Source organism: Thermoplasma sp. (genome assembly GCF_023256435.1).
Taxonomy (GTDB): domain Archaea; phylum Thermoplasmatota; class Thermoplasmata; order Thermoplasmatales; family Thermoplasmataceae; genus Thermoplasma.
In genome coordinates this window covers 15,418-36,569 of the sequence record NZ_JAGDXM010000019.1, presented here as the reverse complement: position 1 = coordinate 36,569, position 21,152 = coordinate 15,418, and the positions used below count along the sequence as shown (strand labels likewise).

The following is a 21,152-nucleotide window of genomic DNA, read 5'->3' as shown; positions in this document are numbered from 1 at the left end:
ATGTATGTATATGGCTGGATGATATTCATTTCGCCTCTCATTGGATTTCTGCTGACTCTTATAATCGGGAAGTATTACAGAAAATGGTCTGGAGCGGTAGCTTCGTTCTTCATCTTTCTGGCATTTGTATTTTCGGTAATCACGTATTTCACGGTTATAAAACATCCAATTTATAATCACTATACCTGGTTCTACAACATAGATTTCGGGATCTACATCGATAACCTCGCAATTGTCATGGCGATAATGGTTTCCTTCGTCTCGCTGATGATACATCTCTTTGCAATATACTACATGAAGGACGATCCAAACAAGCATGTATATTTCGCTGAAACTGCACTGTTCACAGCAGGTATGCTAGGATTGGTTATTTCGTCCAATCTTGTGCTTCTCTTTCTGTTCTGGGAGCTCGTTGGTCTCTGTTCATACTTGCTGATCGGTTTCTGGTTCTTCAAACCAAATGCTACCGCAGCGGCCAAAAAGGCATTCATAGTGACAAGAGTTGGCGATCTTTCATTCATAATAGGGATGTCTATCCTCTACTATTCGCTGATCAACGTTACAAAGGATCCTCTTAGTATACCATACCTCATAAGCAATGCTAGCTCCATAGCCGTAGCCATAGGCAAGGTAAGGCTTGGAATAATAGCGATATTTATTCTTGGTGCTGCAATAGGAAAATCAGCGCAGTTTCCGTTGCATGTCTGGATACCGGATGCAATGGAAGGCCCTACTACCGTTTCAGCGCTCATCCATGCAGCCACGATGGTCACCGCCGGTGTTTATCTGGTTGCAAGGCTGTTCCAGGTTTTCCTGTACGCGGCTCCATTTGCCATGTATGCTGTGGCCATTGTTGGTTCGTTTACGGCGCTGTACGCAGGTATAGTTGGTCTGGTTGTCAACGATGTTAAAAGAATACTTGCTTATTCCACCATAAGCCAGCTTGGATACATGCTGGCAGCTATAGGCCTCGCGCCCATAATAGGTGGAGTTGCCGTTTCGCTCGGTATGTTTCACCTGGTGTCCCATGCAATCTTCAAGGCATTGCTCTTCATGAGTGCAGGTGCATTCTTAGTTGCTATGATGGATCTGAGGGATGCCAAGCAGATGGGCGGACTATGGAAGAGAATGCCCATAACTACCACACTGTTCTTCATAGGATCTCTGGCGTTGGTGGCCTTCCCAGGAACAGCCGGATATTTCTCCAAGGATCCAATAATATTTGCATCTTACAACTACTTCACATCATCGCCTTCTTTCTCAGGTTTCCTGCCGTTTCTATTTCTGATAACAGGATCGCTGTTGACGACGCTTTATACGTTCAGGATGTTCTTCCTGGTCGCTACAGGCAAGCCCAGATCAACGCTGGCTGAAAGGGCAAAGGATCCGCCTGTGATCGCGCTGTTGCCCCTCATCGTGTTATCCATATTTGCGTTGATACTGGGTGTATGGCAGGCCCCGTTCTACAGCTTCGTTAAGCCCACGCTGGACATCGCTCATTATACAGTATCCGTACCCACGGCACCAGTTTACATAACTACGCTTCCTATTATATTGCTAGCGATAGGCTTTTTCGTGGATCTTTACATATACGGATTCGAGAAGTGGAAGACATGGGACATTTCAAGAACCTGGTATTATAAGCTTGTTAAGAACAAATTCTACATGGACGTTCTCTATACCAGGATCATATCAGAGCGTGTCATATTGCCTCTATCCGCAGCCTTCAGCGGCTTCGAAAATGCGTACAACAATTCAGTTAACAGGTTTGGATCAGACACTGTTTCAACTGGATCGTATTTCAGAAGGTTGCAGTCTGGTGTTTTTGAGAACTATGTTGCGGTGCTCATAATAGCTGCGATTGTTATTTTCATCGTTATTGAAATCGTGGAGCTGGTGTAAAATGTTGGCTTTTGATATTTTGATAATTTCAATAGTATTCGGGATCGCAACTTTCTTCACTGGACGTTATGCTAAGGAGGTCGCATCGATCCTCTCAGGAGTGCTGCTCATACTGATCGCTGCATTCTCCATACTGAGGTTCTCCTCCTATACGGGTGGTTTCGTTTCATCCTACAGCATTACAATATCCAGCAGCATAGGCCTGTATTTCTCAGTTGGCGTCAGCGGTCTGACCGATGCTCTGCTCATACTGACCGGCATAGTTATGCTCGTATCCATACTCATAACCGGAAGAGAGTATGGTTCAGCTTTCTTTGGTCTTGAGATGCTCGTTGAGGTGGGCCTCATAGGCCTTCTGATCTCTAGAGATTTCCTCTTCTTCTACATATTCTGGGAGCTGGTCCTCGTTCCCGTCTACTTCATGATAGGGCGTTATGGTAGAGACAACAAGGATTCGATATCATTGAAATTTTTTGTCTATACGCACATAGGATCCGTCTTCATTCTGCTTTCAATATTTACTCTTTACTCCTATTCATTTACATATTTAGGCAGTTATACATTTGAGATTGGGCCATTGATGAGCATAGTTCACCTTCTGCCTCCATTTGAACTCGGCTTCGTGCTCTTCGGGTTCCTGTTCGGATTCCTGGTAAAGATGCCATCATTCCCGATACATTCCTGGCTTCCTGATTCCTATTATTCGGCGCCATACCCGGCAACCGTTATTCTGGCAGGTGCAATTTCAATGATGGGCGGCTATGGGCTGTTCGGCATCCTGATGGAGGCGTATACGGCAATACCTCTTTGGGTTCTCTACTTCCTGATCGCTCTTGGAATCATAAGTATCATATACTTTGCACTTACCGCAATGTTCCAGAGAAACATAAAGAAGATGATGGCCTTCGCAAGCGCCTCCGCAATGGGATTTGTGACGCTATCATTTGCCGCATCCATAATAGAATCGACCGGTTCTGAATATAGCGTGAAACTCATAGAAGCCTCAGGAGGAATGTTCCAGATAGTTGCACATGGTCTCATAATGGCCCTTGTATTCTCTGCGCTTTACTATATCAGCAGAAACGCGAGGACGGACTCCGTGTACGGACTCGGAGGTATATATCGTGAGGCACCCATGCTCGCTTCATTTTCTCTGATCGGATTCCTCGCGTCCCTGGGATTGCCAGGTTTCGCTGGCTTCATTGGAGAATTTTCAATAGTTGTAGGGGTGTTTCAGGCGATTAGCTGGTATATATTCTTCGTTATATTCGGTATGATAATAACCGCATCATATCATATCTGGACTGCTCAGAGATCATTATATGGGCCGTACAATGAGAATCTGGGATTCATAAGGGATGTGAGAGCAGGAGAATTCCTGATCCTGATATTCCTCGTGCTGGTGATATTCCTTCTTGGAATATATCCCAATCTCATATTCCATAATCTGGTTAACTATACCAGCAATGTGTTTAAGGTGGTATCATGAACGCTATAGATCTTTTCTATCCAGAGATATTCCTTGCGATCATGGGCTTTGTGGTCCTGGCCGTTGGAATACCAATCAGAAAATCGAACGTCAATGCAGGAATAACGTTTGCGACACTTCTGGTAGCAATAATCATAATATTGTTTACCCCATACTCTTCAGCATACGGAATAACAATGAACAAATTCTCTGAATATTTCGCCATAGTTCTGTTGATATCGGCCCTCTTCATCTCGCTGCCAGTTGCCAAATACCTCGGAAAAAGATCAGAGATCTTCTACTCTGCGCTAATATTCTCTTCACTCGGTATGATACTTGTCGCTGCGACTTGGAATCTGATAATAGCATTTGTGGCATTCGAATCCGTTAGTATAATGACCTATGTTATGTCTGCTTACGGTGGTAAGCAGAGGAATCTGGAGGCAACTGTAAAGTATTTCTTCACCGGAACCATCGCGACCACCTTTATAATATTGGGGGTAGCATTCTATTTCTTCTCCGTACACACGTTTGTCCTATCTACGAATAATATCATTTCAATCGCAACCAGGCCATCGATGCTACTTGCACTGCTATTTCTTCTAATAGGCTTTGGATTCAAACTTGCAATATTCCCCATGCATCAGTGGGCTATCGATGCCTACGATGGAACTGAGAACGATGTATCAGCATTCCTCTCTACAGGAACAAAGATAATGGCCTTTGTGATAGTCCTGAAGATATTCCTGGTTGGTTTCAGCGCTTACACTGCTCCGGTATACTATTTCTTCGTTGTTCTTTCTGTGTTGACTATGACCTATGCCAATGTGGCAGCGCTCTCACAAAATAATGTTAAGAGACTGCTTGCATATTCTTCAGTGGCTCAGGCCGGATATCTTATACTTGTGCTTGCTGTTGTATCCTATGTTGGAATAGGGAGCGGTTCAAAGGCGGTTGATCTTGCCATAGCCTCAGGTATGTTCTATTCTCTGGTATATATATTCATGAAGGGAGGTTCTTTCCTCGCCATGAACATGGTGAAACAGGATAACGTTACGTTCGATGCAATTGCTGGGCTTGGAAAGAAATCACCATATGTCGCTGCGAGTTTCTCCATACTGCTGCTTAGTCTGGCGGGCATACCTCTGACCGGAGGTTTCCTGGCCAAATATTTCCTCTTCCTCTCCGTCATAGATGGAGGGCTCTGGTGGCTCGCTGTAATAGCCATATTGAACAGCGCCATTTCAGTCTTCTATTATATGAAGGTGATGAGATACCTGTTTTGGGAGGATCCAAAGGGTGAATTCTCCACTGATATCGGGAATAAGGCAATGGTCATCATATCTGCAGCTCTTGTTGTGCTGCTCGGTCTTCTCTACGTAATATTCCCGATGCTTATCAATATCTCATCGCAGATAGTGGGGTGAAAAGATGAATGGAAATTTAAACATGGATGTTATAAGAAGCGCCCTGCTGGCGGGCGAGATTGACGATGCATACAAAGTAATTTTCAACGCTAAGAAGAGGATAGAGCTCTACAAATCGACAACAGGCGACTCAAGATACGACGTGTACTATGGTTTCATAAGCCTACTTGATGAAGTCGTGAGGGGAAGGCGGAGCTGGAAGGACCTAAAAACATATACGGATGAGAATTTTGAGAAACTGTCAGCTTACGTTGATCCAGATTTCCTTAAGAGTTTTCCATACTATCTCTTCTTCTCAATAGACAGATACAACGTACGATTCCCGTACTATGATGGAAAGAGGTGTGATGACAGATGAGCTTCGAGAAATGCTTTCAGCATGTCGAGGATGAGGAGGAAGCCGCAGAATGCATTCACTGTCTCAAGAAATACGGCGAACAGGTCATGTACGATGATGACCTTGGCAGGCTCGTCCTCGGCAGAGAGATCTATGATGACAGGTACAGAGAAAAGATGGAAGAACTGACGAAACTGTTGAATATTAGAAATCGCAGGGACTATGAGTACATGGATAAAAAATACAATCTAACCATGTACTGATGACGATACTTTCATTCTTTTTTAGAGATCAGCTTCTACCTTGAATCCTTTATTCTTGAATTTTTCTGCCGTGGATCTTATGATGCGCTTCATGTTTTCATCTATATCTGAGAATGAAACCGACATAAGCTTCTTCTGTGCATTTATCACGACAAAGCCAACGGTCTTATCGTCCGGCATTATCTCGTCTGTTCTGGCATATCTAGATATAAAATCCATCATCACGTCAGGATCGTCCTCGTCGATTACGTCATATAGCTCGTTAAACGATTCGAGAAATCTCTCCATAACCACGCATATTGTGGTGGGATGAGATCCAGCTATCGAGATATTGTACATTGCGCAAAGAGTCATGATCTGGATATTCAATCATACTATAATTTATTTAACAAGTAATTTCAGCTAATAATTGAACCTGTACATACTATTTATCTCAAGAAGCAATGCACCATCATGTTCCCAATCGTGAGGATGAGAAGGTACAGAAAAAAACAGAATTTCAGAGATCTTTTCTCAGAGACAGATATAAGGCCAGAGAAGCTTGTCATGCCCATATTCGTTGAAGAAGGAATCCAGAAACCTGTTGAAATAGCGTCTATGCCAGGAATACAAAGGTATCCGCTGAACCAGTTGAAGGATTATGCAAAGCATCTTGAGGATATAGGCGTCAGATCCGTGCTATTGTTCGGTGTGCCGGCGCATAAGGATAGCACGGGCAGCAGCGCATATGATCAGAATGGAGTCATACAGAGGGCGATATCCTCGATTAAAGAAAACACCGATCTCATCACGATAGCCGATCTCTGCCTGTGTGAATATACCGACACAGGCCAGTGTGGATTGATAAAGAATGGCTATGTGGACAATGATTCTACTCTAGAAGTATACAGAAAGATAGCGAAGAGTTATGCTGAAGCTGGTGTCGACATAGTAGCACCAAGTGGAATGATGGACGGTCAGGTATCGGCGATCCGAGACGAGCTGGACAGTGACGGCTTTGAAAATGTGATGATAATGGCCTACAGTTCAAAGTTCTCATCCAATTTATACGGCCCTTTCAGGGAAGCCGCAGAATCCGCTCCAAAGGTGGGAGACAGGAAGAGTTATCAGATGGATTACAGGAATCAGAGAGAGGCGCTCAGGGAGATTGACCTCGATATTTATGAAGGTGCAGACATAGTTATGGTTAAACCTGCCCTGTTCTATCTCGATATCATCGCAAAGGCCAGAGAAAGATTTGATCTGCCGCTGGCCGCATACAGCGTGAGTGGAGAATACAACATGATCTACAATGCCATTAAGAACGGCTATCTTTCAGAGGACGCCATAAGAGAATCGATCGTATCAATATTCAGAGCAGGTGCGGACATCGTTATAACATATTTCACCGAACAAATACTAACTGATTCAAAATAATATAGATTAAATATTAGCATTGCACAATTCAATACCCTTATATTTTTTCTATCATTGTTCCTATGGTGATCTAAATGCCAGTTACATTGGGACAAAAGGCTCCGGATTTTACCGTGAACACATCCAAGGGTCCTATAACCCTGTCAAGCTACAGGGGAAAATGGGTTTTGCTGTTTTCGCATCCAGGCGACTTCACGCCGGTATGCACCACAGAGTTCATAGCATTCACGGAACGCTATAAAGATTTTCAAGCTCTGGGCGTAGAGCTCATTGGCCTCAGTATTGACAGCGTATACAGCCACATTGCATGGATAAGAGACATTAAGGAACATTTCGGGATAGAGATACCGTTTCCTATAATAGCTGATATCGATAAGGAAGTTGCCAGGCAGTATAACCTGATAGACGAGAAATCTGGAGCTACGGTGAGGGGAGTATTCATCATAGATCCCAATCAGATAGTAAGATGGATGATATATTATCCAGCCGAAACCGGAAGAAACATAGACGAGATAATAAGAGTCATAAAAGCGCTCCAGTTCAACTGGGAACGCAAGCTAGCAACACCTGCAAACTGGCAGCCTGGCCAGGAGGGAATAGAAGGAGCACCCTTAACAGTGGAGGCCAGCCTGAAGAGAGATGGAGAACCCGGCGTGAAGACCTGGTATCTCAAATTTGTAAAATAAAATTATTCAATCTCTATAAACCTTATTTTTGGCCATCTTTTTTCATCAGGTATTATCTGCACGAGATAAGATGATGTTTTGTTGGAGGAAACCGCAGCATATCCATTGACTGAAAATATATCCAGGGAAATATGTGATGCTGAAAACATCTTATCGTAAGTTGTATCGTCCGCAACTATGAATATCACGCCGGTGGTCCTTATGTCATCCACCACCTCTATGATCTGATTGAGGAATTCAGGTCCATATACAAGGTAGAGATAATCGGAGGAGAGGAAGTATACATATGGGCCCTTTGACTGAGCCAGTTTAACCTCTATTATTTCACGGTTAATATCATCCTTTAACCGAATGCCCTTGAGCGAGATAACGTACGGGTTGATCAAATCTGATTTTGAGGTCGTTATGTAGTTGTTGAGATATTTTCCAGCCAGAGATTTGAGAAGAACAGTGTATGTTTCATATCCGCTGGCGGTAACATCGATCACACCACGTCCCTGAATGATGTTGTTGATGATGAGGTTCGTCTTGAATAACGATATGAAGTCGTTGACCGATGGCCCTTTATCCTTGATATGCAGAATAACGATTGAACCTCCAGGTACAGTATCTGTACCCTCAGGCGTTAGCTTCCCATACTCCAGATCACCGAGAGATACCTGGAATTCGGCCGGATCGGATATTCTTGTTGGCTCATATTTAACATCAGGAAATACAAGGCTGCTACGCATCACGCTATTGAACTTACCACCGGCTAGAGAGAACATGTAGTTTGGATAAGGCCCAATGGATATGCCCCTCATCTTCTCCAGCGTGAGCGACCTTATGAGCATATCATTCTTTATGTTGTAATCCAGGCTTACAACACCATCTGCGAAGTATTCCAGCCTCTCATTTTGCTTCGCCTCCAATATGGAGATCAGGTTTGCTCCGGATCCTTCAACGAGATCATTCTTAAGCATCAGAAAGAGAAAATCCTCTGGTATGTTGTACTCCTCAGCTATAGCATCAATTGAGTCTAGAGCAATGATTGGTCTCTCACCACTGTGGGCATCGACGAATTCGTAAAGAGAATGTATAACGGGCACGATCTTCTTTGTATCTATGATGAGGCCATCCCGAAGGTAATCACCAAACTTTCCTTCTTCAACCATCTTTTCGAAGCGGTTCAGATAGTCGGTTCTAACCTTCTTTATCTCACCCTCACCGCTGAATCGTTCCTTGATCCAGGGATAGGCATCCGCTATCGAAGCTTCAGTGGTCCTTGATGATATGTAATACACGGGATGATGATCCCTTATGGACGTGAGAAAATCAAGTGTGAAGGTTGTTTTTCCAGATCCAGGTTTTCCCTTAATAACCATGGACTTTCCGAAACGTTGATCGAAAAATTGCTCGAATATATACATGATAGGATCGGTAGCCAAGTTACATCGACGCCTCCCAGATTATGTTATGTCTAACTTTTTTCTATATATTAATTTATTTACGAATGGCTAAATTTTCCACATTTTTCATTGCAGTTAATACATAAAAATGAGAACAATTTTTTAATAAAGAAGAGATACTCATCCATGGCAAGAAAGAAGATTTCTGTAATAGGCGCCGGTAATGTCGGTGCAACCGTTGCTCAGTTTTTGGCCGCAAAGCAGCTTGGCGATGTTTACCTTTTCGATGTCGTTGATGGTATTCCTGAGGGAAAGGCACTCGATATTCAGGAAGGTGCACCACACTGGAGATACGATCTTGATGTAGTCGGATTCAGCACCAGCGATGAATCGAAGTATAAGAACATGGAGGGAAGTGATGTAATAGTCGTAACTGCAGGACTTGCAAGGAAACCAGGTATGAGCAGGGACGATCTCTTCGACAAGAACGTTGAGATAATCTCAGATGTGTCCAGGAATATAAAGAAATATTCACCGGATTCGATCATCGTTGTAGTATCTAACCCTGCGGATATCATGGCCTACGCGCTTCAGAAATTTACGGGCATCACTCCGTCCAAGATCATGGGCCTCGGCGGTTCTCTGGACAGCTCAAGATTCAGGACATTCCTTGCAAAGGAGCTTAACGTATCCGTTGAGGACGTGAACGCATTCGTTATAGGAGGACACGGCGATGATATGGTACCCTTCATAAGATACTCAAGCGTAGCTGGTATACCCATTGAGAATCTTCTGTCGAAGGAGAAGATTGACGAAATAGTCAAAAGGACAAGATTCGGCGGTGGGGAGATAGTAAATTACCTGAAGACGGGCAGCGCGTTCTATGCGCCAGGCATATCCATAACCGCCATGGTTGAATCTGTGATCATGGACAAGAAGCGCGTGATCCCGTGCGCAGCATACATAACCGGAAAGCATGCGGATCACTATGGAATTAAGGACAAGTTCATAGGCGTGCCGATAAAGATAGGCGAACAGGGTGTGGAAGAGATCTATGATATAGATTTCAAACCGGATGAGCTGGAACTCTGGAAGAAGAGCGTTGCCTCGGTGGAGGCCAGCTCAAAGAAAGTGGATGAGTGGATCACAAAGCACAACCACTGATCCAAATTATTTTTTTCTACCTTTTAGATACTGTTCGTAGAATTTTGGATATTTTTCATATTCTAAAGGATCTTCCAATCCAGCCTCCATGAATCCTTTCAGTCTCAGCTGGCATGAATCGCACTCACCGCAGGCTTTATCTCCACCACGATAGCATGACCAAGTGAGACGATATGGAACGCCGAGCTTCATACCAAGTGTTATTATCTCTCCTTTTGTAAGATACTGCAAAGGAACGTTAATATGCATCCCATGTTTCAATCCTATCTCAGTCCCAAGGCTGAGCGCGTTCTCCATGGCATTGAAATATTCCGGCCTGCAGTCAGGGTATCCACTGTAGTCTATCGCATTTGCACCGATGAATATGTCCGTTGATCCAATCGATTCCGCATATGCTGCAGCAATGGCCAGAAATATTGTGTTTCTTGCCGGAACATAGGTGACCGGGATCTCATCTGATATTGATTCCAGGCTTCTGGTGGGAACTTCTATATCATCGGTCAGAGCGCTCTTCCCGATGGATCTGAGATCCACGTGTACTATTTTCCTATCCACGCCGTAATATTTCGCTAGATCCTCTGAACTTTTCATCTCCCTTGAATGCCTCTGGCCATAATCAAAGGAAATGGCATGGACATCATAGCCTTTCGAAATGGCGTAGGCTAGAACAGTACTTGAGTCAAGTCCGCCGGAGAGCAGCACGACAGCCTTTCTCTTCTCATCCATCTCCTCTTCACCCTCAAGTTCCGATCTAAGGAGGCATAGCCTCTGAGAATACTCCCTGACCCGGTCCTTCCTCCACGGAAATCTCAAGCTTTCTGATGTTCTTCTTCAGCCTTAGTTTTTCACCGACACGCTTTGCTACGTAGGCAGATAGCTCTTCGCTGGTTGTGTTGTTCACGTCAACGAGATACACGAATTCGCCCGGGATGATCATCCTCTTGTTGCTGTACACTATCTCATATTCGTCCTTTTCTTCGTCGTATTTAGCTACATTTGCCTTTGCAGGAACAAGAAGTTTATGATCCATTTCATTGATGACAGATCTTATTGCATTCTTAAGCTCAATAAAGTCTATAAGCATACCATCTATCATTTCGCCTTCAACGTTCACTATTATCCCATAGTCATGACCATGAAGACGAGAGCACTTTATGTGTGATGGTATGAAATGCGCGGCCGAAAACCGCATATTGGTATACCAGCCATTCACAGTCAATCTCATAATACCCTATTGAACATGAATATATATTATCGATGATCATTCTGCCCCCATCTCTTGATAATGTTATTGCTGGCCATGTGACCGTATCCTGAGATTAAAGAAATATGGTTGTAAAGTGTGATTTACGCATTTTGGTACAGTAAACAAATGCATTTTTCAAAAGTGGTATCGCTCAAACGTTTCATAGATTTAGTATCTTCTTCGATTGAACAGAGACTGAAAAGTTTCAGCGAGAAATGCAACTTAGATGTCGCAGAATAAACTATGAAATACCATCATTCATATACCATTCGAACTATCTAGCGTCTACGAGGATCATGTAATGATCGGTGTCGTAGGGTGAAAGATCTATGATCTCCCTGATGTTATATGAGGACATCTGATCTACGGTATTTTTGAGAATTGTCCTCGAATCCTGCGTTGAGGCTATCGATCTGGTCTTCAATATAAGAAATGCTGATCTTGGGTTGAATTTTTCCATGTTTCTCTGGAATATTGCGATTTGATTTCTCTGTGATATATCCTGATACATCACATCGATATGATCTATGAAGAAACTGTATCTTTCTGGTAAGTTGGCATCTTCCATAATCGGATAAATATTATCACGCTGTTCAGCCAGATCGAGAAGCTTTGAAAAGGGTTCGTAGGCCACCTCAACTGCAAATATGGATCCCTGGGAAGCTATATCCGAGATATGGCTTACAGTTGTACCTGTTGATGCTCCCAGATAGAGAACATAGCTTTTTTCGCCTATCGGCATATGATGAAGTCCCTTCAATATGGCTGCGGAAAGCTTGCTTCTCTCCGGCTTCCATTCTCGGTAATTGTTATGATCGAATCTAATTATGTCCTCACCGTAAACCTTCTTGTTCTTATTTGTTCTGGTGTATATCTTTGTTCCGATCTTCAATATACTCTTCGAACCATATAGAAATACTGGTTGGACTGATCTTTTCTGCTTTCTTTCTGCCATCCCGAATTAGCATCTTTAATCAATATAAATAAATTGGGAAGTTTGCTTGAAATGTCTGGACGTAATATCAAGATCAGAGAGATGGGTGTACAGTTGATGGTCGAAATGTCGTATCATCATGCTATGGTGCACATTCCATGAAGCATGACTTCTACATTCTGCATCAACTTGGTAAAAGATTAATTATCCTGAAGGCATGCATAAATCATTATGGAATGCGAAATGTGTGGTAAAAAAGTATCAAAGACAACGAAGATCATTATTGATGGTGCCGTCCTCAATGTATGCGATGACTGCGCCAAATTTGGCACTCCCGTTATAGAACATAACAAGTTCAAGCCTGTTGAACAGCCGATAAAGGTGCAGCTTCCGGATAAGCCTCAGCCCAAGGTTGTCGCGGCAAAGAAACCAGCCAGAAGGGTAAACGAAGAGGATCTCGATATCGTGGAGGATTATGCAGAACTGGTGAAGAACGCAAGGGAAAGGCTTGCTATGTCGCAGGCGGATCTGGCAGCCAAGATATTTGAAAGAAAAAATGTAATAGCGAGCATAGAGAGAGGAGAATTGATGCCTGACCTGAAGATTGCCAGAAAACTTGAGAAGATACTTGGCATAACCCTTGTGGAGAAAAGCTCCTGACGGTCTTTTTTGATATGACATAATTGCTACATAAACGTCTCTGCGGCTCTCTGAAATGGCTTAAATGGGTTATTATCGAAATTAAACGATTTTAACCTTTAATACAGGAAAAGCTTATATAATGGTCTTTTTTATTAGAAATTGGGTAAGCAAATTGAAAATAGAAATAGGGCAACGAATAGACGTTGAAGTAGAAAGGGAGGATATTGAGCGAGTCTCCAAGGGTTCGATAATCGCCATATGGTACAACAGGGGTGTACCCATATATGTCGAACTGTTTGTGAATAAGAGTCTTGTGTATGAGATTCGGAAGATGTTTGCCAACAACAATAGAAAGTCTGCCCTAATTTCTATTACACGGATCTCAAAGTCAAAATACATAGTTGAGCCCACAGTCGTGGTGCTCAACAAACAGAGAACTGATCTTACCCCTATAAAATAAATTAATATTTATAAAACCCACTTCTTGTTTTTCTTCCAAGTTGTTTTGCCTCCCTCATCCTTCTCAATATTACCGATGGTTTGTAACGTTCGCCATAGGCAGATTCAAGCACCTCCATGACGTCCACCACCACATCTATACCTATCATATCTGCAAGTTCAAGTGGTCCCATCGGGAAGCCTGCTCCTTTCTTCATTGCCGTATCTATGTCCTTTGCGGAGGCCATGCCACTGTCCAGCATTTCTGCAGCCGTATTTATCATCGGTATAAGGAGTCTGTTGACGATGAACCCTTCACGTTCCTTTACCATCACAGGGACCATACCTTCCCTGTGATTTTTCATTCTGGATATCAGATTGAATGCAAGATCTCTGATCTCACTGGATGTATACATGGATGGAACAATCTCCACCAGAGGAAGGAGATATGGCGGATTGAAAAAGTGAAGTATCAATGCGTTTTCGGGCTTCCTCAGAAAGCCCGCCATCTCGGTTATGCTCAGGGAAGAAGTGTTTGATGCTATTATGGCTCTTTCAGAGAATCCTGACAGATCCGAGAAGATCTGATCCTTTACCTTCTGATCCTCGAATGCGGCCTCGATGATCAGTTCGCACTCGGAAAGATCCGAGTACTGATCCGTTATCTTTATTCTTCTCAGTATGGGTTCTATTTCGATATTGACCTTGAGCTTCTTTTTTATGGCATCTTTCTGATCATCGCTCAGCCTTATTCCATAACTCTCTATTCTGGCTATCTCTTTGTCAGGTTTTTCATCGTTTATCCTCTTCAGATCGTTCACTATCTTCTCTATCTTCGAGTATCCTGATCTGGCCAGATCCATGTTCTGATCCTTCAGAACAACATTAAACCCATTATAGGCAAAGAGTTCGGCTATAGCAGAACCCATTGTGCCTGCTCCGATCACTCCAACGGTCTTGATCTCCATGAGAAAGTATCCAGATATGGGATAAATGTCTTCGCTGCTGACATGTCTTAGCATGGTATTTTATAGATCAGGAATTTAACATCACGATTTCATCCATGAACGTTTTATCGCAGAACAGGATAAAAAAATTTATATAGTGAAATTGTGTAATAATTCATGTTGAGCAATGGGCTCGAAAAAACTCGACGACATATTGAAGGACGAGATTGGATCGTCCGACGACATGGATAGGTTAGTCTTTGACGAGGGTAGAAAAGATAGGAGATCAAGGAACAATACGGGTTCTATCCCTAGGAAATAAGGTGGTTTCTCTTATATTGTTTAGTCCTAGAAGAATCATGGTAAGGCGTTCAAGCCCTAGCCCCCACCCAGCATGTGGAGGCATTCCATATTTAAATGCGTCTATATAGAACTGAAATGATTTAACATCCAACTTTTTTTCTCTGAATCTTTCCACCAGCATTTTCGGATCATGTACTCTCTGCGCACCTGATGTTACCTCTATCTCACGGTACTGAAGATCGAATGAATTGGTGAGCTTAGGGTCATCCTGTTTTGGCATTGTGTAGAATGGTCTCACGGATGCTGGCCACTCTGTTATGAAATAGAAGCCCTTGAACCTGGATCCGATCATCCTCAGGTGATCCGGGGAAAAATCGTCACCAAACTTGAAATCAATACCTTCGCTGGATAGTAGCTCTATGCATTTCTCATAGGTTATCCTGGGGAAAGGAGTTTCCGGAACACTGATTGATATTCCAAGAGCCTCGAAGTCATCGTTGTTTGTCCTTATTGCATTCTCTACACCAGACTTTATTGCATTTTCGAGCATTGACATAGCATCATTGTGATCTGCGAAGCTCATCTCTATATCTATCGATGTGAACTCATTCAGATGTCTGGTGGTATTGTGCTCCTCTGCCCTGAACGCAGGGCCTACCTCGAAAACGCGATCGAATCCAGCGGACATCAGAACCTCCTTATAGAGCTGTGGGCTCTGATTCAAATAGGCATCCTTCTCAAAATAACGGACTGGGAAGAGATCGGCGCCCCCCTCTGTAGCAGCCGCGACTATCTTGGGCGTATGAACCTCTATGAAATTCTGCCCATGCAGATACTCTCTTATGCCCCACAGAAGCGAGCTTTCAATGCGAAATATGGCCGAAACGTTTCTCTTTCTCAGATCGATAAATCTGCTGTTAAGCCTGGTCTCAAGATCCGCCTGAACGGGATCTATAACTGGCAATGGCAGTGGAGCTTCAGCCTCATTTACCACAGACACTGAGGTTCCCTTTATCTCTATACCTGATTTACTTACACTCTTTTTATTGATCACGCCCTGAACCTTCACAATGCTTTCCCTGTTGATTCGTTTGATGGTTTCAAGAGTGGCTTCATCATTCTTGAATGTTGCCTGTATTATTCCTGTATTATCTCTTAAAATGAGGAATGAGACATTTTTCATGATCCTGGCTTCCTGCAGCCAACCGTATATGACCACATCGGTACCATCGTCAAATCCCCTGAGAGCACCTATGTATGTTCTGGGCATAGCCGTTTATTGCAAACGCTATATTAAATTATCCCAGCCGCATATGACCATACCAGCTCCCTATTGGTGGTATCTTATCCGTATCGGCTTCATAACAGGCCATCATATACAATATGTTTGATGCGTTTTCGATGACTGTCCTTATCCTACGAAAATCGTAAGGACGATCATTGATGAAAAATATGCATATTGTTCAAAGAAAGATACATTATAACTGAAATATTCTTTTCACGCTATGAGAACAAAAATTAAAATACATTTCGATCTATGGGTATCCATCGTACTTATATCTTTGGGTATAAAATGATTGCTATTTTAATTTTCTATCGTATTGTTTGCAGAATATGAAAAATTTGTATAGAAATGATATGAGTGTATATTATTAAGGAGTAACTAAAAATAAAAAATGTTTAAATAGATCCAATGATGTAGATGCGTTATAGTGATAAGATGACTGTTGAGGGAGAAACACCAAAGCGGTGTCCTGAATGCAATTCTGAACACCTGATAAGAGACTATGAGCATGGCGAGCTTATTTGTGCTGACTGTGGTGCAGTCATTGAGGATGCATACATCGATCAGGGCCCAGAATGGAGGGCTTTTGATTCTGATCAGGACGAGAGAAGGGCTAGAACCGGATCGCCTATGACATACCTAAGCCACGATAAGGGGCTGGCAACGGAGATATCATGGTCCAATAAAGATTATTATGGCAAGAGAATACCACATAAGAATAGAGCCCAGATATATCGTGTAAGAAAATGGCACCAGAGAATCAGAGTCTCCAACGCTGCCGAGAGGAATCTTTCCCTCGCGCTTCAGCTTCTGAACGATATAGGTGCAAAGCTAGGTATTCCAAAGGACATTAAGGAAACAGCTGCGTTGATTTACAGAAAAGCTGTGGAAAAGAACCTCATAAGGGGGAGAAGCATCGAGAGTATCGTGTGCGCTTCAATTTATGCTGCCTGCAGGAAAGTCAATATACCGCGCACACTGGATGAGATCTCAAAGGCCTCAGAAGTCAACAAGAAGAAGATCGGAAAGGCCTATAGGCATCTAGCAAAGGAACTTGATCTCAATCTGAAGCCAACCACACCATTCTCTTATATATCACAGTTCTGCAATAAACTCGATCTGGACAAGCAGGCCATCGTCATAAGTGAAGATATCGTAAGGCAGGCCATGTCCATGGGTATATCTTCGGGGAAGGGCCCAACAGGTATAGCAGCAGCTGCGATATACATAGCTTCGGTGAAAGTGGGTAAGCCAAGAACACAGAAGGAAATAGCGAGAATATCAGGAGTAACTGAGGTCACCATAAGGAATAGATACAAGGAGATAAGCAAAGCATTGAATATTTCAATCTCAGAATAGATATGTTGAAGATATACGTTGTAGACAATGGCGGGCAGTGGACACACAGAGAATGGCGCGTGCTCAGGGAGCTTGGTGTGGATACGAAGATAGTCCCTAACGACATAGATTCCAGCGATCTTGATGGGCTCGACGGTCTTGTGCTCAGTGGTGGAGCTCCAAACATAGACGAGGAAATAGATAAACTTGGAAACGTTGGAAGATACATAGACGATCATAATTATCCAATATTGGGCATATGCGTTGGGGCTCAGTTCATTGCATTGCATTTCGGTGCATCGGTCGTGAAGGCAAAGCATCCAGAATTCGGCAAAACAAGGATTTCAGTCATGCGATCTGAAAACATCTTCTATGGGCTTCCATCGGAGATAACTGTATGGGAAAATCATAATGACGAGATAATGGGGCTTCCGGATGATTTTGTCCTTGCCGCATCTTCAAGCACCTGCCAGGTACAGGGATTCTATCATAAAACACGGCCTATCTACGCTACCCAATTTCACCCTGAAGTTGAGCATACGCAATTCGGGCATGAGATATTCAAAAATTTCATATCGATCTGCCTATCGCACAGGGATCTGCAGAAGGAAAGTTCCCAGCAATGAACTGACTGATCCGTCCGTTATGATTACGGACACTATTTTTTATTGAAGATGGGCCTTACGGCAACAAAGTTTTTCGCGTAGGAACGGTGGAAGGTTTCATCTCGCGAAAGATGAACGGATGGATCACAAAATTTAATACGATTTTCATCGTTATCTTTTTTGCAGTACGTTAAATGGCAGAGGTAAAATGTTGGATGAAGCGTCTGAAGCAGGCTACACTTTCGAGATAACAAATCTGATCGGGAAAGAAGTTTATACAATGAAGGGCATCAGGGTCGGCAAGGTCACAGATATAGTGCTCGATTTTGATAAGAATCAGATTCATGGCCTATTCATCATGGATAGCAATGATAAACTGGTGAAGAACGGTGATCCTATATCCATACCATACAATTATGTAAAATCAATTGGAGATATAGTAATACTGAAGTCATTTCCAGATCTGATGCATATATGATCACTAGCTTTCAACAAGCGTGTTTCTTCTGATAATGGATGATATATTCAAAGAACATCACGCGATCAGGCGAAGAAAATGGACTATTTTCGGTAGCTAATACATCAACATTTCAAATAAGAATGGTTCAAGATGTATTTTGCTGATAAATGCGTCATATTACTATCTGCGGAATGAAATTAAAAATGCAGTATGTTTTTGAGATCTACATTGCAAATGGTTCATGAGTGAGTGAAATAGGCCACGCTGTCACTGTCGGCTATATTCACATATCCGTATCTTTCTAGTTGTGCTATTCCTCTATAGCCCGCTGACATGGGTTCTATCAGTCCGCGATCTATCGATCCATCTGGCCTCAGTACTGAGAAATCCCTAGATCCATCAGGGCACCAGTTTATTATCTTTGTCTTTTCAGTCATATCAAGTCCATCGTATGATATCCTGTCGCCTTTTTTTCTGATATAGCAGAGATCCTTGAGTCTGATCCTTTCTCCTTCGTCCATCTTTGTAAGATCGGATTCGGATAGATACACTGCCCCTTCAACCTCGTACTCCCTGAACCCGTACTCAGGATGCGTTGGATGCAGTGGAAGTTTTGACTTTATCCTCGGCATGTTATCTATGACAACTTTAACGGGATTTTTGACGAAAGAAAAACGATATGATTTTGGATCCACGATCTCTCTGTTAATGGAATCAAATATCTCTATGGAGAATATTGCGTCGATCTCTCGAAGTCCCGAATTTATCCAGTATCTTCTGAAAGTTTCAGGCTGATAACCTCTCCTTGCAAATGCGCGAACTGTGCCAAGCCTGACATCTGACCACCCATCATACTGGCCACTCAGAATACCCTTCTTCATCAGCGACGTTTTCAGCTTCAGGCCTGGAAATTTTATCATTCCATAGTGATAGTAATACGGTCTCTTCCATCCGTTGTATTCAAAGATGTACCTCTGTTTGTCAGTATTCGTGAGCTGATCTTTTCCTCTTAGGACGTGCGTCAATCCCAGGTAATGATCATCTATAGCGACACTGAAGCTCATCATAGGATATACGCGGTATCTGTCTCCTACCCTTGGATGAACGGCATTTATTATTCTGAATGCGATCCAGTCTCTCACCGACGGATTTGGATGATTTAGATCCGTCTTGACGACGGCTACGGCCTCACCCTCATTTATAGTACCGTCAAGCATTTTCTCAAACAGATCCATGTTCTTTTCAGGCGGATTATCACGATCCTTGCATGGAATCGACTCCAATTTCTTCTTCTTGAACTCCTCTCTGGGGCAGGTGCAGATGTACATATGGCCATTCATTATGAGCTTTTTAGCTTCCTCATAGTAAAGATCGAAGCGATCGCTCTGAATGACTGTCTTCGTAACATTGACGCCCAGCCACTGCAGATCCTCAGGTATCATATGGTAAGCTTCAGGATCTATATTCTTTGGGTTCGTGTCCTCAATTCTCAGGATAAGTTCGCCGCCATAGCGCTTGACATATTCATCATTAAGTATTGCCATCCTTGTATGTCCAACATGAAGTGGGCCTGAGGGTGAAGGTGCCATCCTCATTACAACAGGACCATCGACACCTTCAAGATCGGGTAGCCTGTGATCCTCCGGTTTCTTTTCCTTTTTGATGGATGATGAATACCTGCTCTCCACGATCTCCTTTATTTCGGCAGGGCTCATTGCATTGACCTCATCAACTATGCGTGTGACGAGATCCTTTGCTGCTTTTGGATCACGGCGCAGATCGGCTATCTCTGCCATCACCTTTCCCATGACTGATTTTACATCGGCTTTTCCATCGTGCTGATACGCATTGATAAGGGCTATCCTTCTTATGTCGTCCTCATACATGATCATCACTCCCTCCGAATATGACATTCTTGAGTGGATCAAGGCCACCCTCGGAGTTGACGGAAATGGCTATCTCTTCCCTCTTTTCTTTGCTTATGTCCATTTTCGTCTGAACCCTAATAACATTCGGATTAATATGATCCTTTATCTGTCTATAGAGATGCTCCTGCATTTCCGATGAATATAGGGATTCATCGCTGTAATCAAAGAGAAATATGACTGTACCCTGAATATGCCTCAGGGCAAGAACAGCATTCTTTTCGATCTGATTCATCTCACTGAAATCGCGATCAAGTATTCCAGGGGTATCTATGAACTGTATTCTTTCATGCCCATGCTCGGCAATTCCGATCAATACAGATTTGGTTGTGAATGGGTAGGGCGCGATCTGGGGCTTCTTTGTGGTCAATGCAGCCAGCAGGGAACTCTTACCAACGTTTGGCATACCAGCTATTATATATGTACGCAGATTTACATCTATGTCTGGTATCTTCTTCATGTAATCTCTGCATTTTCCGAGAAACACGAGATCCTGATCTATTTCATGTACTATGGAGGCAAATCTACCGTAGTAGGATCTCATTATTCTGTTTGCATCCTCCACGGTTTTTACAGCTTTCAGTCTTCTTATATGATCGCCGCTTATCTGTTCTATCATCTGTGCCGTTCGGTCGATCTTCGATAGTGAGATCTTATACTGATCTATATCGAACATCAGATCTATGAGACTGCTGTAGAATGGATGAAGGTTGTTTATCGACGGAAATTTTTTAACAAGCCTATCAAGGAAGGATACGCTTATACTTTCAATGGTCGATATCCGATCCTGTACCTCCTTCTTTATTCTTTCTACCTTATCGGGATAATATGGTTCTTCAATTCTACTTGCCCTCGAAAAGGCCTTATCAATAAGCTCTTGTCCCCTGAGCACTGTGGGTATCTTTAGTAGCATTCCTACCTGTAGTATTACCGGCGATAAATCATTATCGAATTGTTACCGAAAGGAGACGTATGGTT

Annotated in this window: 22 protein-coding genes; 13 read left to right on the top strand and 9 right to left on the bottom strand. The window is 43.0% G+C overall.

Annotation, left to right across the window (positions count from 1 at the left end; translation table 11 throughout):
* Genes Q0C15_RS02420 through Q0C15_RS02400 form a run of 5 tightly spaced genes read left to right on the top strand, consistent with a single transcriptional unit; the run spans position 1 to position 5,397 of the window.
* Positions 1-1,902: an NADH-quinone oxidoreductase subunit L gene (locus tag Q0C15_RS02420; protein ID WP_297215662.1), complete on the top strand. Its 1,902-nt coding sequence runs from the start codon at positions 1-3 to the stop codon at positions 1,900-1,902.
* 1 nt (position 1,903) lies between these two features.
* The gene (locus tag Q0C15_RS02415) at positions 1,904-3,391 is read left to right on the top strand and encodes an NADH-quinone oxidoreductase subunit M (protein WP_297215660.1); all 1,488 of its coding nucleotides are present in this window, start codon (positions 1,904-1,906) and stop codon (positions 3,389-3,391) included.
* Positions 3,388-4,797 (top strand): NADH-quinone oxidoreductase subunit NuoN, encoded by a 1,410-nt coding sequence (gene nuoN / locus Q0C15_RS02410; RefSeq protein WP_297215657.1) that lies wholly within the window; start codon positions 3,388-3,390, stop codon positions 4,795-4,797. The genes Q0C15_RS02415 and nuoN overlap by 4 nt, the downstream gene beginning before the upstream one ends.
* 4 nt (positions 4,798-4,801) lie before the next feature.
* On the top strand, positions 4,802-5,155 hold the full coding sequence (locus tag Q0C15_RS02405; protein WP_297215654.1) for a hypothetical protein: 354 nt from the start codon (positions 4,802-4,804) through the stop codon (positions 5,153-5,155).
* Positions 5,152-5,397 (top strand): hypothetical protein, encoded by a 246-nt coding sequence (locus Q0C15_RS02400; RefSeq protein ID WP_297215651.1) that lies wholly within the window; start codon positions 5,152-5,154, stop codon positions 5,395-5,397. Before Q0C15_RS02405 ends, Q0C15_RS02400 begins: the two co-directional genes overlap by 4 nt.
* 21 nt (positions 5,398-5,418) lie before the next feature.
* Here Q0C15_RS02400 and Q0C15_RS02395 read toward each other — a convergent pair whose 3' ends face one another.
* Positions 5,419-5,751 (bottom strand): TA0956 family protein, encoded by a 333-nt coding sequence (locus Q0C15_RS02395; RefSeq protein ID WP_297215648.1) that lies wholly within the window; start codon positions 5,749-5,751, stop codon positions 5,419-5,421.
* 99 nt (positions 5,752-5,850) lie between these two features.
* On the opposite strand from Q0C15_RS02395, the gene hemB reads away from it, so the two are divergent.
* Both hemB and Q0C15_RS02385 read left to right on the top strand, forming a co-directional pair.
* Positions 5,851-6,813 (top strand): porphobilinogen synthase, encoded by a 963-nt coding sequence (gene hemB, locus Q0C15_RS02390; RefSeq protein ID WP_297215645.1) that lies wholly within the window; start codon positions 5,851-5,853, stop codon positions 6,811-6,813.
* A 74-nt stretch (positions 6,814-6,887) separates the two neighbouring features.
* Positions 6,888-7,499 (top strand): peroxiredoxin, encoded by a 612-nt coding sequence (locus Q0C15_RS02385; RefSeq protein WP_297215643.1) that lies wholly within the window; start codon positions 6,888-6,890, stop codon positions 7,497-7,499.
* Between the two features lie 2 nt (positions 7,500-7,501).
* On the opposite strand, the gene Q0C15_RS02380 is transcribed toward Q0C15_RS02385, so the two are convergent.
* Entirely contained in the window at positions 7,502-8,908 is a 1,407-nt protein-coding gene (locus Q0C15_RS02380; protein WP_297215640.1) for a gas vesicle protein GvpD basic region 2 domain-containing protein, read from the bottom strand.
* 165 nt (positions 8,909-9,073) lie between these two features.
* On the opposite strand from Q0C15_RS02380, the gene mdh reads away from it, so the two are divergent.
* A complete protein-coding gene (gene mdh / locus Q0C15_RS02375) occupies positions 9,074-10,051 on the top strand; it encodes a malate dehydrogenase (protein ID WP_110641964.1) in 978 nt (325 codons plus the stop codon).
* Positions 10,052-10,057: 6 nt separating this feature from the next.
* Here mdh and queC read toward each other — a convergent pair whose 3' ends face one another.
* The 3 genes from queC to Q0C15_RS02360 all read right to left on the bottom strand — a co-directional run bounded on the left by queC (position 10,058) and on the right by Q0C15_RS02360 (position 12,252).
* Entirely contained in the window at positions 10,058-10,777 is a 720-nt protein-coding gene (gene queC / locus Q0C15_RS02370; protein WP_297215632.1) for a 7-cyano-7-deazaguanine synthase QueC, read from the bottom strand.
* A gap of 25 nt (positions 10,778-10,802) precedes the next feature.
* Positions 10,803-11,276, bottom strand: a complete 474-nt coding sequence (locus Q0C15_RS02365) for a 6-pyruvoyl tetrahydropterin synthase family protein (protein ID WP_297215629.1) — start codon at positions 11,274-11,276, stop codon at positions 10,803-10,805.
* A 295-nt stretch (positions 11,277-11,571) separates the two neighbouring features.
* The gene (locus Q0C15_RS02360; protein WP_297215626.1) at positions 11,572-12,252 is read right to left on the bottom strand and encodes a fibrillarin-like rRNA/tRNA 2'-O-methyltransferase; all 681 of its coding nucleotides are present in this window, start codon (positions 12,250-12,252) and stop codon (positions 11,572-11,574) included.
* 210 nt (positions 12,253-12,462) lie between these two features.
* On the opposite strand from Q0C15_RS02360, the gene Q0C15_RS02355 reads away from it, so the two are divergent.
* Both Q0C15_RS02355 and Q0C15_RS02350 read left to right on the top strand, forming a co-directional pair.
* Complete coding sequence (locus Q0C15_RS02355) at positions 12,463-12,891, top strand: multiprotein bridging factor aMBF1 (protein WP_297215624.1); 429 nt, start codon at positions 12,463-12,465, stop codon at positions 12,889-12,891.
* A 154-nt stretch (positions 12,892-13,045) separates the two neighbouring features.
* Entirely contained in the window at positions 13,046-13,333 is a 288-nt protein-coding gene (locus Q0C15_RS02350) for a hypothetical protein (RefSeq protein WP_110641960.1), read from the top strand.
* A 1-nt stretch (position 13,334) separates the two neighbouring features.
* Here Q0C15_RS02350 and Q0C15_RS02345 read toward each other — a convergent pair whose 3' ends face one another.
* Complete coding sequence (locus Q0C15_RS02345) at positions 13,335-14,279, bottom strand: 3-hydroxyacyl-CoA dehydrogenase family protein (RefSeq protein WP_297215621.1); 945 nt, start codon at positions 14,277-14,279, stop codon at positions 13,335-13,337.
* Positions 14,280-14,544: 265 nt separating this feature from the next.
* Positions 14,545-15,831, bottom strand: coding sequence for an aspartate--tRNA(Asn) ligase (gene aspS / locus Q0C15_RS02340; RefSeq protein WP_297215618.1), 1,287 nt, complete (start codon positions 15,829-15,831; stop codon positions 14,545-14,547).
* A 450-nt stretch (positions 15,832-16,281) separates the two neighbouring features.
* On the opposite strand from aspS, the gene Q0C15_RS02335 reads away from it, so the two are divergent.
* From Q0C15_RS02335 to Q0C15_RS02325, 3 genes are all read left to right on the top strand, one after another.
* Positions 16,282-17,205, top strand: coding sequence for a transcription initiation factor IIB (locus Q0C15_RS02335; RefSeq protein ID WP_010901355.1), 924 nt, complete (start codon positions 16,282-16,284; stop codon positions 17,203-17,205).
* Positions 17,206-17,207: 2 nt separating this feature from the next.
* Positions 17,208-17,810 carry a GMP synthase subunit A gene (locus Q0C15_RS02330; RefSeq protein ID WP_110641708.1) on the top strand — a complete coding sequence of 201 codons (603 nt, stop codon included), beginning with the start codon at positions 17,208-17,210 and terminating at the stop codon, positions 17,808-17,810.
* A 190-nt stretch (positions 17,811-18,000) separates the two neighbouring features.
* Entirely contained in the window at positions 18,001-18,267 is a 267-nt protein-coding gene (locus tag Q0C15_RS02325; RefSeq protein ID WP_297215614.1) for a PRC-barrel domain-containing protein, read from the top strand.
* A 221-nt stretch (positions 18,268-18,488) separates the two neighbouring features.
* On the opposite strand, the gene Q0C15_RS02320 is transcribed toward Q0C15_RS02325, so the two are convergent.
* Both Q0C15_RS02320 and Q0C15_RS02315 read right to left on the bottom strand, forming a co-directional pair.
* Positions 18,489-20,135 carry a glutamate--tRNA ligase gene (locus Q0C15_RS02320; protein ID WP_297215611.1) on the bottom strand — a complete coding sequence of 549 codons (1,647 nt, stop codon included), beginning with the start codon at positions 20,133-20,135 and terminating at the stop codon, positions 18,489-18,491.
* Positions 20,128-21,087: an NOG1 family protein gene (locus Q0C15_RS02315; protein WP_297215610.1), complete on the bottom strand. Its 960-nt coding sequence runs from the start codon at positions 21,085-21,087 to the stop codon at positions 20,128-20,130. Before Q0C15_RS02315 ends, Q0C15_RS02320 begins: the two co-directional genes overlap by 8 nt.
* Between the last annotated feature and the right edge of the window lie 65 nt (positions 21,088-21,152).

Excerpts from the sequence above, each read along its gene's own strand:
- Q0C15_RS02320 (WP_297215611.1), bottom strand. The coding sequence starts at position 20,135 with ATGTATGAGGACGACATAAGAAGGATAGCCCTTATCAATGCGTATCAG.
- Q0C15_RS02380 (WP_297215640.1), bottom strand. The coding sequence starts at position 8,908 with ATGTATATATTCGAGCAATTTTTCGATCAACGTTTCGGAAAGTCCATG.
- hemB (WP_297215645.1), top strand. The coding sequence starts at position 5,851 with ATGTTCCCAATCGTGAGGATGAGAAGGTACAGAAAAAAACAGAATTTC.
- Q0C15_RS02365 (WP_297215629.1), bottom strand. The coding sequence starts at position 11,276 with ATGAGATTGACTGTGAATGGCTGGTATACCAATATGCGGTTTTCGGCC.
- Q0C15_RS02330 (WP_110641708.1), top strand. The coding sequence starts at position 17,208 with ATGTTGAAGATATACGTTGTAGACAATGGCGGGCAGTGGACACACAGA.
- mdh (WP_110641964.1), top strand. The coding sequence starts at position 9,074 with ATGGCAAGAAAGAAGATTTCTGTAATAGGCGCCGGTAATGTCGGTGCA.
- Q0C15_RS02405 (WP_297215654.1), top strand. The coding sequence starts at position 4,802 with ATGAATGGAAATTTAAACATGGATGTTATAAGAAGCGCCCTGCTGGCG.
- nuoN (WP_297215657.1), top strand. The coding sequence starts at position 3,388 with ATGAACGCTATAGATCTTTTCTATCCAGAGATATTCCTTGCGATCATG.
- Q0C15_RS02395 (WP_297215648.1), bottom strand. The coding sequence starts at position 5,751 with ATGACTCTTTGCGCAATGTACAATATCTCGATAGCTGGATCTCATCCC.
- Q0C15_RS02420 (WP_297215662.1), top strand. The coding sequence starts at position 1 with ATGTATGTATATGGCTGGATGATATTCATTTCGCCTCTCATTGGATTT.
- Q0C15_RS02315 (WP_297215610.1), bottom strand. The coding sequence starts at position 21,087 with ATGCTACTAAAGATACCCACAGTGCTCAGGGGACAAGAGCTTATTGAT.
- Q0C15_RS02345 (WP_297215621.1), bottom strand. The coding sequence starts at position 14,279 with ATGGAGATCAAGACCGTTGGAGTGATCGGAGCAGGCACAATGGGTTCT.
- Q0C15_RS02415 (WP_297215660.1), top strand. The coding sequence starts at position 1,904 with ATGTTGGCTTTTGATATTTTGATAATTTCAATAGTATTCGGGATCGCA.
- aspS (WP_297215618.1), bottom strand. The coding sequence starts at position 15,831 with ATGCCCAGAACATACATAGGTGCTCTCAGGGGATTTGACGATGGTACC.
- queC (WP_297215632.1), bottom strand. The coding sequence starts at position 10,777 with ATGGATGAGAAGAGAAAGGCTGTCGTGCTGCTCTCCGGCGGACTTGAC.
- Q0C15_RS02385 (WP_297215643.1), top strand. The coding sequence starts at position 6,888 with ATGCCAGTTACATTGGGACAAAAGGCTCCGGATTTTACCGTGAACACA.
- Q0C15_RS02355 (WP_297215624.1), top strand. The coding sequence starts at position 12,463 with ATGGAATGCGAAATGTGTGGTAAAAAAGTATCAAAGACAACGAAGATC.
- Q0C15_RS02400 (WP_297215651.1), top strand. The coding sequence starts at position 5,152 with ATGAGCTTCGAGAAATGCTTTCAGCATGTCGAGGATGAGGAGGAAGCC.
- Q0C15_RS02360 (WP_297215626.1), bottom strand. The coding sequence starts at position 12,252 with ATGGCAGAAAGAAAGCAGAAAAGATCAGTCCAACCAGTATTTCTATAT.
- Q0C15_RS02335 (WP_010901355.1), top strand. The coding sequence starts at position 16,282 with ATGACTGTTGAGGGAGAAACACCAAAGCGGTGTCCTGAATGCAATTCT.